Origin of the sequence: Bacteroides sp. AF25-5LB (assembly GCF_003602965.1) — a bacterium.
GTDB lineage: Bacteria > Bacteroidota > Bacteroidia > Bacteroidales > Bacteroidaceae > Bacteroides > Bacteroides uniformis.
On the sequence record NZ_QTMC01000008.1, the window covers coordinates 1 to 14842 of the forward strand.

The window sequence follows — 14842 nt, forward strand, 5'->3', positions numbered from 1 at the left end:
TTGTAGCTGCGATTTAGTTTAAGTCACTTTGCATAATAAATTTGTTGGCATAAGAAATGGGACACGGTTTCTGCTTTGAAGCCCGGCAAAAACGTATCTTGATTGATGAAGATTACTTCTTTGCCGACCTTGTGTTCTATCATCGCATCTTGAAATGCCATGTCATTGTGGAATTGAAGATAGACAAGTTCCGACATGAGTATGCTTCACAACTGAATATGTACCTTAACTACTTTAAAGCGGAAGTGATGCAGCCAGACGATAATCCACCTGTCGGTATTCTGCTTTGTACCGAAAAGGGAGATGCTTTAGTAAAGTATGCTACAGCCGGATTAGACCCGAATATATTCGTACAGAAGTATATGATAGAACTGCCTTCGGAAGAAGACATCAAGAAATTTATTTTAAATGTCAAGTAGTAAAGCCATGCAATATCCTTTAATATCCGAATACATAGAAGCTATCCATTCTGCAGAATATAATTTCGATAGACTTAAAAATCTTCGTCCTGTTTTGGATGATGCAGGCATTCCCATAATGAGTAGCGGCAACTTTGCCGTGGTATTCAAAATGACGGACGGGAACAACTATTATGCACTTAAATGTTTTCTTCGAGAACAAAAGGGGCGTGAAGAATCATATAGATTGATAACAGAATATTTAAACACTTATGAAAAGCCATCTTATTTAATATCTGTTACTTATTACGAAAAAGAATTGTTTGTGGATTCTACACAAACAAAAGAAACTGAATTTCCGGTTCTTCTTATGGATTGGGTAGAAGGATTATGCTTGGAAGAATATATACAAAGTATAATTAACAATAAAATGAAATTGAGAAAGTTGGCTGACGATTTTCAGAAATTTATTTGTTGGTTATTACCACAGCATATTGCACATGGCGATTTAAAGCCCGATAATATTATCATCAAATCGGACGGGAGCATCGTTTTAATAGATTATGATGGTATGTTTGTTCCAGTCATGTTCGGACAAAAAGCACGTGAACAAGGAACTCCTATGTTTCAATATAGAGGTCGAAGTATGGATGACTTTGACGAGTATATTGATGATTATCCAGCGGTACTAATATTATTATTATTAAAAGTAATATCAATCCATCCATCAACTATTGATAAATATTTAACACCAAACAATATTGATTTTATTCGACAGTTTGACAATTATTTAGAAGATAAGCGAATTGCACCATTAATATCTGCATATATAATGGTATCCTCTTTTGGCAGGCTTGATAGACAAATTATAAGCAGCTTACTATCTGACAACTCTGCATTTGATACTCGTAAGGAATCACAATTAATACATGCAGCACATAAAGGTGATACTAAAGCAATGATAAAATTAGGAGACTTATATTATTATGGAATTTATGTCCCTAAAAGTTATTCGAAGGCTATACAATGGTATGAACTTGCTATTTCATTAGGAGATATAAAAGCTTCTTGTGGATTATGCAAATGCTATTTTTATGGAGATGATTTTAATAATGAGAAAAACCTATTCATAGACAAATTAGAGAAAAATAAAATCGGCTTTGCTATTTGTCGTAAAGGAGAAGAATTATTAAATATGGATAATGTAAAAGCCAAACAATATTTTTCTTTAGGACATGAAATAAATTTTTCACATGCGACATCATGGCTAGCTTATATTTACGATCAGAACGGAGACGAATGTACAGCGGCAAATCTCTATCAAGAATCAGCATTACAAGGAGACCCCCTTTCCCAATCTAAATTAGGATGGAAATATTACTTTGGAAGAGGCTTAGAAATAAACTATAAAAATGCCGTTAAGTGGTGGACGAAAGCAGCAGAACAAGATGACACCTATGCACAATCAATGTTAGGAGTTTGTTATGAACGTGGAAACGGAGTTCAAAAAGATATATCAAAATCTTTTAAATATTATTCTAAAGCGGCATATAACGGCGATTCATATGCTGAATATAAACTAGAACAATATAACAGACTATACCAGATGAATGATGTAGTCAATATACAACATCATGAATTGCCTTCATCAGTCGGTGAAAGTAATACTGGGACATATAGTATTGATGGAAAAAGATTCTTATGCTACTGGGGTACTTATGGGGAAGAATTTACAGTAAAAGAAGGTACAGAAATATTATGCAATGAATGTTTCAATGATTTGTATAATGAAATAGATGGACATTATTTAAAAACTCTATATTTGCCAAGTTCATTAAAAAGAATTGGCAGTAATGTATTTTGTGCAAGCATTTCAAATATCATATGTAAATCAAAGAGTTTTATAGTTGAAAATGACTATTTTTTATCAGCTGATAAAAAAACACTTATTCGATATTTGGGGAATAAAGATACCATAAACATCCCTGATGGAGTAAAGTATATCAAGGGAGGAGCTTTTAGTGAAATGAACATAATAGAAGTAACTATTCCTAAATCAGTTATTGGTATAGGAGATAATCCTTTTGCAGGAACCAGCGAATTAAAAATAACATCTCTTTCTGACGAAATTAAAATATTGAACGACATACTATATGATATAAAAGAAAAAAGACTTATTTCTTATTTGGGAGATGATGAAAATATTTGCATCCCTAATGGGGTAAAACTTTTAGGCGCAAATTCTTTTTTTGGGAAAACTATGAGACAAATAAAGTTACCACAATCTTTAGAATATATAGATGAAACAGCTTTTTATTGGTGCTTTAACTTGGAACAGATAATAGTACCTAAAGGGATGAAAAATATATCAAGGCTCATTCCAGCCTATCTTCAAAAACTAATAAGAGAAATCTAAAAAAATAATTATGAAATTAGATGACTATGCAATACAGCAATTAGCACCATATATGACTGGTCATACAGATCATGGTGCAAACTTCACAGGAAGGGAACTTATCAGTATTTTTAATAAATATGGTAATTTTCGAGATGTATATGCCAACGGGCTTCCACCAATTAAGGAAGGACAAAACACAGCAAAAAAAACATACGCTGAAGACAGATTAAAAAAAATGAATGAAAATGAAGGTCTCTCCTCATTAATAGAAGAAGTAATTTCAAAATCTACTTGGAAAGAAAAATGTGCAGCAGAAATAAATGATATTATTTCTGCTTGTGGATATAATATAGAAAACAACGATGGGGCTTTTAAAATTACCGGCTTGAGAATTTGTAAAACACCTATTATAAAAAATACTGCCGTTTTTCAAAAAATACAGAATGATATACTCCAAACTTTAGACAAGGCACAAATATCTATAGTTGTTGCCGTTGCTTGGTTTACAAATGATGTCCTGTATAAAAAGTTAATAGAAAAGAAAAATCAAGGAGTTGATGTTCGTGTTGTTATAAATAACGATGGCATAAATAAGAAACATGGTATAGACATTTCTGGCTTAAATGCGGTAAAAGTTAGAAGCGAACAAGGTGGCATAATGCATGAAAAGTTTTGCGTTATTGATAACCAGATAGTTATTAGTGGAAGTTATAATTGGACAGACAATGCGGAGTTAAGAAATGCCGAGCATATTAATATAACTGAGAATGACAACCAGTTAGCTACTAGATTTTCTTTAGAGTTCAACAAATTATATGCTTTAGGAAACAAGAAAAAATAATTAATAATAAAATGATTATCATAGCCTCCAAACGAAAGAAGTCTGAAAGTATTTTGGAGAAATATCCAGATGCAATCATCGCCGATGTTACTTCACAGGCAAAAGATGGACTAGTGAAATTAAGTCCATTTTATCCTCACCATGACATTCCTGTACCTTTTAGCGAAGGTTGGACAGCCTCTTGTGTGGAAGCCATTTGGCAAGGTTTAAAAGTGTTTGAAACCGCTGATGTGGATACAAACCTATTTTTCAACGATACAATGAAGAATATTAAACGGACAGTCAGAAAATACGGTATCCCCTTGGGACATCGCAAGGGAGTTGAGGGGACAGAACTTTTGGGGTATATTGAAGCACGTAAGCTGATATATATCCCCACTTACCGTTGGGTGTTGGAGCATAAAGTTGAAAATATCATTAAGCGTTTAAGTGAAGCAAGTTATACAAAGACAATTGTACTACTCGATTATGAAACGAATAGTGATGTGGAAGATGCAAGTAAACCTCTTTCGCATGCTTTTTTGATTAAGGCATACGTGGAAGGTTTGTATCCATATAACAATATGGCAAACAGAATTTGTCCCCCAACTGATAACACTACGATACAACTTTCATTGTTTGACTAATAAAAATAAATATGGAAAAGAAAACAAACTGGCAAGAATATAAGGCTATACTCGAACAACATGGTATAAAGAAATTATACCACTTTACAGATCGTGATAATTTAGAATCCATAATCAGAAATGGTGGACTATACTCATGGGCAGATTGTGATTCGAAAGGTATCAAAATAGAAAAAACAGGTGGAAGTCAAATATCCAAAACTCTGGATTTACGAGATGGGCTACAGAATTTTGTACGTGTGAGTTTCGTCACACAGCATCCTATGATGTATGCTGCTATGAACGATGGACGTATTTCAAATCCTATCATTCTTGAAATAGACCCAGAGGTGATTTATTGGCAAGAAACATTATATGCAGACCGCAATGCTACTAAAAGCGGAGCTAAAATAGGAGGCAAAATAGAAAATTTTAAGGATATAAATTTTAATGCCGTAAAAGCGAAGAAACATTTCGATTTACCTGAAGAAGAACAAATGTATTACCAAGCAGAGGTGCTTATTAAGAACCATATTCCTTTGCAATACATTAAGAACATCGGAAATTTCGGCATTCCTGTTTCCAATAAGCCTAAACAACTTCTAAGTAAAGCAGCTTATACAGCACAAATTACTCGTAATACGCCTACTGCATTCATTTTTCTTGTAGACCATTCTGTCAGTATGCAAAAGAAAACAATATTGTTTGGAGAAGAAATGACAATGGCAGAAGCAGCTTCTCGTATCGTGAACAGACAAATCAATGAACTAGTGTTACGTTGTATTAAATCCAACGAAGTACGCTATTACTATAGCATTGCCGTCATCGGATATGGAACAGAGGCTTACAGCGGATGGAACGGATGTTTGAAAGGTCGTGATTTCGTTTCGCCAGAAGAGTTACGTAACAATCCGTATAAGAAAATCACTATACGAGAAGAAAAGAGAACTCGAAAAGGAACTGTAGAGAAAGAAGTAGAAAAAGTTCAGTGGGTAGAAGCACGTCACGATGGCAGTTGGACGCATCTACATAAGGCTTTCGGGCGCGCAAAAATGCTACTTGACCAATGGATGGAACAACATAAAGAAAAAGATTGCTATCCTCCTACTATCATTAATATCACAGACGGAGAGTTTAATGGTGCAAGTAAAGACACTGTTCTACAAAATGCCAATGAGCTGAAATCCATGTTTACCAATGATGGTAATGTAATCTTGTTCAATATCCATTTCACCGCAAGCAAGTCTTCCGAAGAAATAATTTGCCCAATAGATAAACGAGAACTCAACGGTAATAGCTATGCAGAAACTCTCTTTGAAATATCGAGTCTGTTACCCTTGCGCTACAATGCAGATATTGAGAAGTATTTAAACGACAATCGTCAGGGACGGCATGTGGCAATGGGCGTGAATGTGGATGCTACCACATTAATCAAACTTATGGATATAGGAACACCAACCAACATTAACCAAAATCAATGAAAAGTAAGTGTATATCCATTAGTAAATTTGAACAAAATTGCATTAACGAAGATGCAGTTTTAGCAAAAGAAAAACGAATTGCTATTTCAGATGGAGCCGGAGGAGGAGGTTTATTTGCTGAGCGTTGGTCACAGTACCTACTTGCACATCTGCCGGATATTCCAATAGAAAATGTGGAAAAGTTTAATACGTGGATTGAACAAATTTGGGAGCCTTTTTATAATGAATGTGAAACAGATGCCAAACAATTAGGTGGGCTTTTGCTAGACAAGTTTTACGATGAAGGCTCGTTTGCCACTATAGTTGCCGTATGGAAAACATCGGAAAATGAGTGCCAATGGATGAGTTTTGGCGATAGCGTAGCTTTCCATTACAACTATATCACACATAAATTACAACATTCATTCACTTCATTGGCTGACTTTAACAAACCGCCTTATTTAATTAATTGCAAGGACGAACTTCTTAAAGATGGTTTTAAGAGTGGCGTATTTAATATTGGCAAACAGTCTGTTGTATTTGTTGCGAGTGATGCATTGGCACATTACATTTTGATGATGTATGAAATAGCCCATTGCGAAGAGTTCGCCCAGGAATTGAATATTGCAGAATCTTATTACACAAAAAATAGTAATTATATCAGAATGGCAAGAAACATCCATTCCATCTATTTTGAACGTGATATACTTGGGAAACTACTAAATTGCGTTGGGCATTCAACAAATTTCCATCGTCATTTAAGTGCTTTAATTCGTAAAGGATTAATTGCTCATGACGATTATTCATTGGCGGTCTTAGAAAATGCTTGGAAAAATAATTACACGAAAAGCAAGATGCTAAGTCAAGATTATAATCACGAATAAGGTTAACAAAACTCAAATTTGGCCTATATGAACTCTTGATTTGAAACTTGAACGTCCTTAAAGACAAAAAGAAGAGTCGCGTCATTACTCAAAACAGAGTTTGATACGACTCTTTTAGGTTCTATAGTTATAATCTGTAATTTTTCCAGCGAGGGGGGCACGAATTTATTATTTACATGCTATACGTACTCCCTCCATATATATAGAATCAGTTACAATTCAACACTATGAATTTATCATTATGTTACTAATATACAGTTGAATATATTATATCGAACTCACGTTATAATATATTTCTAAGAAATTATGGCTTTAACTCTTCTGCCTCCTGCTGCAACAACCTAGCCTTTTCCAACTTTTCAGCTCTTATCCGTGTACGGTATTCAAAATCTTCCACATCATTACGGATGTTTTTAATGACGGTTTTATCCCTGTCCCGATGGAATATCACTTCCAGCGTATCCAATTGATTGCCTGAAATGCCACCATACATTTTGATAAGGCGATATTTCAAATCATTGTCCGACAAGTCCATGTTCCTCTTGAACTGCCAAGCATTGCCGACCAAAAGAAGCAGAATTATCATAGACATGACAGCCTGCCATAAAAAAGGACGTGAAGTCTTAAAGTCAATAACGTGTGTATGGTTATTCTGGACTTTCAGGCTTTGAATCCGTTGCAGTTCCTCGCTGATTCGTTCCTGTCCGGCAAAGATTCTCTCGTTGGTTGTACTCAATGCCGAATACACTTCATTGATTTCTTTGAACCGCAAATTTATGGCAGCGCGGAGTTTATCCCGTCCTTCCCTGTCGGAAGACAGTCCAAGTTTCAATTCCACTATTTCGGCTTGAAGCCGTTGCAGATTGTCGGAAAGCAGGATAACTCCCTCGTTACTTTCTTCTTCATTAGGTGTTTCAACCGAAGTTATCCGTTCCTTAATTTCGGAACAGAGGTTATATACCGCATCCAGCGTGTGGATGAAATCGTTATTCTCCATTTCTTTCATTTTCGTATCTGTTTTTGAATGATTACCAGTTGATTCTTCTCTTTTTCTTCTTTTTCAAATTCCGCCAAAAGGCTGCTTCCGCATTCTCATCGGCATGGTTGTGTGCAGGGTTGAACAGTCCGCCAAACGCTCCGGCAATGCTTTCCACTACATTACCGCCTGAATTACAGGTATTCTCACGCTGCATTGCAGGTTGGCTGCTGGTCGCTATTCCGATACCTTGTTGGTATTGGCTATTGGTTTCTCCCAACTGCCTGTCTAATTTTGAATAGCTGAAACTCCTGTCAATGTCCGAAGCCTTGAACGTAATGCCGTCTTTGGTAAAGGACAAGCCTTGTATGACATTGCTCCTGCCACTATATTTGAACTCCGCTTTTATCCCCTGCTTGGATAGTTCGGAAAAGAATTGTTTCCAGCTATCGGATTTGGTCAGTAAGTTCTTGACGGCATGGTAAATCTCGTACTTCGTCCTATCGTTCCCTTTCAGACGGTGCATCCTTACCCTGTCCTTGCCTTTGCCGAAATAAAGTCCGTACTTTTCTTTCAATTCCTTGCAGACCTTGACATTCCGATAGCAGTCGTTCCTGTCGCTGATGGTGCGCCCGTTGTTGTCCACCCGGTTGAAAACGATATGGACGTGCGGATGCTTTTGGTCATTGTGCCGGGCGATGATATACTGGGTATCTCTGATTCCCATTTTCTGCATATACTCCTTTGCCAGACTGACAAGCATCTCATCCGTCGTTCTCGAAACGTCCTCGGGCGCATAGCTGAGCGAGATATGTCCCACAGGCTGACGGATATTCGGCTTCATCATCCGCTGGGCTTGAAAGCAGTCCGTTATACTCTGAATGCTGTCCGTCAGTACTCCTTCCGCAGCCAGCAGTCTTGCATCGGGTTTGCCCAATACATAATTGACACAGCCCTTGAATCCCGCTCCCTTACTTATTTTTCCAATCATCGGACAACTGCTTTATGATTTGGACTATCTTTTTCTTCAACATCATCAGTTCGGCTGCCACTCCGGCAAATCCTCCAACATTGGCTTTATGGGCAAGCTGATTGATGTTGTTGGCTTCTCCTGCCAATTTACGAAGTATGTCCGCATCCGCCTTGCTAATGCGCTGAACTACTTTACCCGTTAGCAATACGGAATGTACAAACCTGCTGAGGGAAACGCCTGCATCTTTCCTGCGTTTCTCCACCGCTTGGTATTCAATATCTGTAAATCTTGCGCTGACCACACGCACCTTATTGCGTTTGGTCGGTCGTGGTTGTTGTCTATCTTTTTCCATTCTGAAATTCCTTTTTGGCTGCGACCAACGGGAGCGGACTGTCTTTGCCTTTTGGCAAAGCAAGGTCGGAAATGTATACATTTCCATAACCTTGCTCCCTCAGACAATACACCCCACATCGGTACAGCGGTGATACATAATTGATGTTACAGACTTCGCCCTTTCGATTTCTTGGGCGGTGCAATCTGTACGGTTTTCTTCCCCTGCATGGAGCGTTGCCGGACGAGATACTCGTTCAAGTCTTTACAGTCCTTGTAAGTATGGGATGCGTCACGGACACGGTAGGAATACTCGTTTGCAAGTCTTTGGAAAGCTTCCGTTCCGGCACGGTCATTGTCGAAAAAACAATGGATGCGCTCATAGACCGCCAACCCGTCAATCGCCTTGCGGAGATTGGAAACCGAGTTCAATATGATATAGTCCTGCCAGTCCAGACACGGTATCTTGGGACACTTCTCCGTCCGTATGGTCAGAAACGAGAGATAGTCCATAAATCCCTCGAACACGAAACAGGTATCATTCCTTCTGCCTTCATGCCGGATATGGGTGATATCTTTCGGCGCGATGCAGCCCTTGAAGTATCGGTTGCGTATCTCGTAACCTCCATTCATATTCCGAAAACCGATGGCAAAATAACGCTTGCCGTTGTTCTCGAAATGTACCTCATTGCATTCTCTTTTCGCCAGTTCCAAGTTTATTTCCCTGCCTTGCAGATAAGAAAGCAGGACGGGAGAATCAAGTTTCCTTACTTCCATACGCTGAAAATTCGGCTCTGTGGAGGACTGCTTCCGAAAAGAGAAAGACACGGGGCTGATGTGCGGTGTCTGTTCCGCAATCCGTTGCAGCAGGTATGGAACGTAGACAGAACAGTAGAGCTCTGAAGCCAGTGCGATGATGTTGCCACCTTGTCCCAGTCCGAAGTCATACCATTTATTGATTTCGGTATTCACCTTGAAAGACGCTTCGGTCTCTTCCCGAAACGGTGATTTGTACCATAGGTTCACTCCCTGTTGTTTGACAGGAGCATAACCCAAACTGTGCAGATAATCCGCCAGCCTTATATTCTTAGCTTCTTCGATAGTCATTTTCTATACGGATTTGATAGTGAGTAAAAAGCGTTGAATTGTTGAGAGTATCTTGTATCAAGTTGGAAGACAAAGCGGTACCCCCTCAACAGCGGCTCAACAAATGCCTGTGAAAAGAGAAACTATTATTTTTCTTTTCAACAGCGCATCTTGAATGTTGAGCGTTTGTTGAGAATACTACAAGTTAAGTATCAACAGATTACTTCCTTGTTTCAACAATTCAACAAAATAATCAGAGTTCGTCTAGCAAAGTCCTGCTGACGGTGTAAAAGCGTCCCACCCTCTTGATAGGTGCAAATCTGCGTTCCTTATTGTATGCAAACTGGTAGGAAGTATAGGTCAGCCCGTTGGGGGCAGGTGTCAGTTTCCAGCTTTCCGTAACGATTCTGCGCAGTTGGTGCTTTTCGATTTTAACGCCCGAAAGATTCAGCAGGTTAAGCAGGTCGTTCAGGCAAAAAGAGAAACTTTCAATTTCCATGTTGTCCATTATCTCCCTTATCAGCTCCATTGCCTCCACTTCGTGCTTGCCACGGTTACATCGGATAATCCTCTGCAAAGTCGGAGTTTCCGTCAGCTTCGGGGAAAACCACATGCGGCTTTCCTGCCGGGTGGTCAGTTTTCGATGTTGGAGAAAATAAAGGAAAGCCGGAATTTCCGCTGTCAGCTTTTGCAGAAAGTTCGTATCGTCACTTTCAAGGCGGTAGATTTTCCGTACCCAATAGCGTGTCTCGCCCGGGTCAATGATGACGGGCAGGCTCTCGTTATTGGAGCAAAGCACGAACTTGGCGAAGAAAGCAATCTCGTCACGGTCTTTGCCTTTGGCTTCCACCTTGTAGGAAAGCGTGGTGCTCAAATTCTTCAGCCTTTCGCTGTCCTCCCTGCGGTTCAAAAGTACTTCATCCACCACGATGACAAGCTTGCCAGTCCAATCCGCATTGAACTGGCTGCGGAAATCTTCGTTGGTGTTGAAGGTCACGTTGTTGCGGAACACGGCTTTCAGGAAGTTCAGGAACGTACTCTTTCCCGTATTGCGTTCTTCCGATACCAGTAACAGGATAGGCAGCTTTTGTACTGGCTGCAAATAAAGGAGTTGCAGATAGTCCATGCCCAGTTCGTACTGTTCACCGAAGATGTGGCGCACCAATGTCTGAATGTGGGAGAAGTCTCCTTCTTTTGGCTCGTGTCCTATCGGCTCGTACAGATTCAGGAAGTTGTCTATTACCTGACAATAGTTCACATGGTCGGGAACGGTACAGAAACCGTCATACTTTGGAACGTCAGCCAGATAGTCCTTGCCATAATCCTGACGAAGTGTTTCGTTGTTCCAGACAATGCGCTTCTTGATGTGTCCCCCGTTCAATCGGGGCTGGCTCACTATCTTGTAGAGCGTTGTGCCAACTCGGACAAACGGATTTTCGCTTGTCGGTATATCTCTGTTCATAACCTATCGTTTTGCGGGATGATTCATAATATACCGCTGCGCTTCCTGCTCTATCTGCGTTTTCGTCTTGATAGGATTCTGACGAAGCCACGCTTCCAGTTCCGATTTCTCGAAATAGAGCATTTTCCCCTGTGGCTTGTAATGGGGTATAAGGTTACCTGCTGTCAGCTTGTACAGGTAACTCTTTGAGAGATTCAAGAATGTGCTTGCTTCGTCAAAGCTCAACACGTTCTTGGTCAGGAACAACATTCTTTCGAGTTCTTCCACTCGCATTTCCAAAGTCTTTTCCATATTGCTTGAAACTTTTTTGGTGAAACAATATGAAGGTGCGCACCCTCGTTTTATTTTTTGATGAAGCAAAAATCGGCATTCTCCAAAACATCAATACACAAGTTACGAGTGATTCACGTGAAATATTTTTTGTTTTGACCAATGCTGACATCTGTATGCCGCATCATTTTGTTAACGAGGGCAAAGTTAAAGACTTGAAAATGAAGTCTAATTGACCTTTGTTTGAGCGTTCAACCTATGCTCAACCTTTTTTCAGTTGCTTGATGTATTTGTCTATGATTTCGTATCCTTTCGGATAGATGCTTTTAGCTTGGTCTGTCGCGCTCGACAGGTCAGTACGTGTAAGCGGTTCTCCTTTTAACTTGCCCAATACCAGTTTGTTGTGTGCAACGACAGACTGCCATTCGTATGCGATATAGTTGTAGCAACTCAACTGCATCATCAGATAAGCGAACAATCGGGTATTATTGACTTTCAATACTCCGTTCAATTTACAGTTGAAGAAGTCAGTGAGTATTTTAGGGCTGACAGTAGTGGTAAACATACGGGATTCGTTCAGGCATTCGGCTAACAATTTGAGTTCAGCGGATTTTAGTTTGGACTGGAAAGGATTGGACTTGCCCACAATCTTTTTCGGTTTTTCTTCTGTCTGAACTTCTTCTTTTGGCTGGATTATAAATTCTTTGGTAATTTCAACAGGATAAAAGGCTTTTTCATCTTCTTGCAAGTATTCCAAATACTTGGTTGACACCACGAAATCAATGATGACAGAGAAATAAGGAAGTTGTTCATCATAACAGACAGGTTTACGAAGGTATTTGCCCATATCAAAGGACGGACACGAAAAATTGATATACTTCTTTCTTTCCACCGGAGTCAAATCCTCAAAGAAGGCACTTTCCCACAAGAAGTCGGGAATATACATATCCATTCTTACATTCCGCAAAGCACGGTACTTCTGCTGCATGGCAACAAGACTATCGGTTACACGAAAAATTTCTTGTCGCAGATATTCCTTCACTTGTTCTTTGGTAAAATATTCACGTTTCAATGTCAGAGCACGAATTATCTTGTCATACCCATATGCGATACAACCGTCCAACAGTTTCTGTATCTCCCTGAAGTTTTTCTCTCTGCAATCTTCCATAGCCGTAATTGTCTAATCGTTATTTCGCAAAGATAAAGAAGTTGCCCATTCAATCTCATAAAAAGGAAAGAAAAAAGAGGGAAATAGGAAGATTTGCCAAGTAACTATTCAGCGATTAGTCATGTTAAAACGATTATTCTTTTGCCGGAAGTATATCATATTGCCGGAATACATGATAATAAAGAGATAAATAGAAAGTTTGAGTTGCTATTTTGGGTTATTTTTTCTAACAGCTCGTCTGCTTTCCTTATACAAACAGTTGATTTTCAGGTATATTCAATCGCTGAATAGTTACTTTGCCAAGAGAAAGAGTTAATAAACAATAAATATATCGGTTGAAAAACCATGAAAGTACACTTTTCTTTGTTTTCGTCAGAAAGTACACGTTTAGTACGCCTTATAAAAAGCGAAAATCCTGATAATCAGGTGATTATCAGGATTTATTCGTACCCAGACCCGCATTTGAAATATATAAATTGGGAACAATCCTATTAAATAAAAAATCAAAGAAAAATAAAGCATTATACACTAATATCCAATGCATTACAAACACACACTTAGTTAATTCTATTTAATCGGATTGAAATAAATTCGGGATGATTGGGAACAATTTGGGAACAATTTATATATTTGTACCGTTACTAAAAATCCCGATTATGAAAGCAACAGCCTTTATCCGAAAATCCGCAAGTAAAAACGACACCAATAGTGTAGCTACAATCTATTTCCGATTAAGAGATGGTAAAAAGGACATTAAAGCTGCCAGTGAGCTGACAATTAACCCAAATCACTGGAGTAGCGAGAAGCAAGGTTATAAAGACAGAGTAGCCCTTGTTCATGAAGAAAAGAAACTGGCACTGAACAACGAAGTACAGAACATCATCAACCTGATAAGTCAAGAGTACACACCGGAAGCTGACAGCGAATGGCTAAGCACACTCATAGACAAATATCATCATCCAAACAGATATAAAACAGAAGAAGAGATTGCAGCGGAAACCAAACCCACCTTGCTGGATTTGTTTGCTGAATTTCTTGTCAAGCATAAATTATCAGAAGTTCGCATCAAGAACTTTCGAGTAGTACAACGTGCGTTAGCACGTTATGAACTATATGTAAGGGCAACGAAGAGAGGACAAAAGGGCTTTATCCTTGACGTGGATTTGGTAACACCTGACACGCTTCGGGATATGTGGGATTTCTTTCAGAACGAATACCAGTACTATGAACTTTACCCGAGCATTTATGAAGCCATTCCCGAAAAGAGGACACCACAACCCAGAAGCAAGAACACGCTGATAGACTGTTTTTCAAGAATACGTACATTCTTCTTGTGGTGCTTCGATAACAAGCGTACCACAAACAGACCTTTCGACAAATTCCCGATAGAAGAATGTACATACGGTACACCTTATTATATAACACTTGAAGAGAGAGATAGAATTTTCAATGCCGACCTTTCAGCTACCCCACAACTGGCAATACAGAGAGATATATTCATATTTCAGACACTGATAGGATGTCGGGTGAGCGACCTCTACCGAATGACCAAACTAAATGTGGTCAATGAAGCCATAGAGTATATTCCCAAGAAAACCAAAGAGGGGAATCCGGTTACGGTACGTGTTCCACTTAACGACAAAGCGAAGGAAATCCTTGAACGCTACAAAGAATATGAGGGAAAACTGTTGCCGTTCATATCCGAGCAAAAGTACAATGATGCCATAAAAAAGATATTCAAGTTGGCTGGAGTTGACCGCATCGTAACAATCTTAGACCCGTTGACGCACAACGAAATCAAACGACCTATTTATGAAGTGGCAAGCAGCCATCTGGCAAGACGTACGTTTATCGGCAATATCTATAAAAAAGTGAAAGACCCGAACCTTGTTTCCGCACTGTCGGGACACAAGGAGGGAAGCAAAGCTTTCAGACGATACAGGGATATTGACGAAGAAATGAAGAAAGACCTTGTAAAACTATTAGACTGA

Annotated in this window: 13 protein-coding genes and 1 pseudogene; 7 read left to right on the forward strand and 7 right to left on the reverse strand. The window is 39.0% G+C overall.

The annotated features are described in order from the left end of the window. Nucleotides 1-53: 53 nt before the first annotated feature. From DWY57_RS10415 to DWY57_RS10440, 6 genes and pseudogenes are all read left to right on the forward strand, one after another. Nucleotides 54-419, forward strand: a pseudogene (locus tag DWY57_RS10415) (PDDEXK nuclease domain-containing protein); the annotation flags it as partial. Further along, nucleotides 409-2814: a leucine-rich repeat protein gene (locus DWY57_RS10420; protein WP_119961699.1), complete on the forward strand. Its 2406-nt coding sequence runs from the start codon at nucleotides 409-411 to the stop codon at nucleotides 2812-2814. The pseudogene DWY57_RS10415 and the gene DWY57_RS10420, both read left to right, overlap by 11 nt. A gap of 10 nt (nucleotides 2815-2824) precedes the next feature. Continuing rightward, nucleotides 2825-3637, forward strand: coding sequence for a phospholipase D-like domain-containing protein (locus DWY57_RS10425; RefSeq protein WP_119961700.1), 813 nt, complete (start codon nucleotides 2825-2827; stop codon nucleotides 3635-3637). 11 nt (nucleotides 3638-3648) lie between these two features. Further along, nucleotides 3649-4263: a hypothetical protein gene (locus DWY57_RS10430; protein ID WP_119961701.1), complete on the forward strand. Its 615-nt coding sequence runs from the start codon at nucleotides 3649-3651 to the stop codon at nucleotides 4261-4263. An 11-nt stretch (nucleotides 4264-4274) separates the two neighbouring features. Further along, the gene (locus DWY57_RS10435) at nucleotides 4275-5723 is read left to right on the forward strand and encodes a DarT ssDNA thymidine ADP-ribosyltransferase family protein (RefSeq protein ID WP_119961702.1); all 1449 of its coding nucleotides are present in this window, start codon (nucleotides 4275-4277) and stop codon (nucleotides 5721-5723) included. Continuing rightward, nucleotides 5720-6586, forward strand: coding sequence for a hypothetical protein (locus DWY57_RS10440; RefSeq protein WP_119961703.1), 867 nt, complete (start codon nucleotides 5720-5722; stop codon nucleotides 6584-6586). Before DWY57_RS10435 ends, DWY57_RS10440 begins: the two co-directional genes overlap by 4 nt. A gap of 304 nt (nucleotides 6587-6890) precedes the next feature. Here the strand turns inward: DWY57_RS10440 and DWY57_RS10445 are convergent, their stop codons facing one another. The 7 genes from DWY57_RS10445 to DWY57_RS10480 form a co-directional block, all read right to left on the reverse strand. Continuing rightward, entirely contained in the window at nucleotides 6891-7592 is a 702-nt protein-coding gene (locus DWY57_RS10445; protein ID WP_119961704.1) for a hypothetical protein, read from the reverse strand. Nucleotides 7593-7614: 22 nt separating this feature from the next. Further along, a complete protein-coding gene (locus tag DWY57_RS10450) occupies nucleotides 7615-8553 on the reverse strand; it encodes a relaxase/mobilization nuclease domain-containing protein (protein WP_119961705.1) in 939 nt (312 codons plus the stop codon). After that, on the reverse strand, nucleotides 8534-8887 hold the full coding sequence (locus DWY57_RS10455) for a MobC family plasmid mobilization relaxosome protein (protein WP_119961706.1): 354 nt from the start codon (nucleotides 8885-8887) through the stop codon (nucleotides 8534-8536). Before DWY57_RS10455 ends, DWY57_RS10450 begins: the two co-directional genes overlap by 20 nt. A gap of 146 nt (nucleotides 8888-9033) precedes the next feature. Beyond that, nucleotides 9034-9972 (reverse strand): toprim domain-containing protein, encoded by a 939-nt coding sequence (locus tag DWY57_RS10460; protein ID WP_119961707.1) that lies wholly within the window; start codon nucleotides 9970-9972, stop codon nucleotides 9034-9036. Nucleotides 9973-10204: 232 nt separating this feature from the next. After that, the gene (locus DWY57_RS10465; RefSeq protein WP_119961708.1) at nucleotides 10205-11413 is read right to left on the reverse strand and encodes a primase-helicase family protein; all 1209 of its coding nucleotides are present in this window, start codon (nucleotides 11411-11413) and stop codon (nucleotides 10205-10207) included. 3 nt (nucleotides 11414-11416) lie between these two features. Beyond that, entirely contained in the window at nucleotides 11417-11704 is a 288-nt protein-coding gene (locus DWY57_RS10470; protein ID WP_119961709.1) for a helix-turn-helix domain-containing protein, read from the reverse strand. A 241-nt stretch (nucleotides 11705-11945) separates the two neighbouring features. Next, complete coding sequence (locus DWY57_RS10480; RefSeq protein WP_119961711.1) at nucleotides 11946-12851, reverse strand: hypothetical protein; 906 nt, start codon at nucleotides 12849-12851, stop codon at nucleotides 11946-11948. A 656-nt stretch (nucleotides 12852-13507) separates the two neighbouring features. Between DWY57_RS10480 and DWY57_RS10490 the strand changes: the two genes are divergently transcribed. After that, nucleotides 13508-14842 (forward strand): site-specific integrase, encoded by a 1335-nt coding sequence (locus DWY57_RS10490; protein WP_007763430.1) that lies wholly within the window; start codon nucleotides 13508-13510, stop codon nucleotides 14840-14842.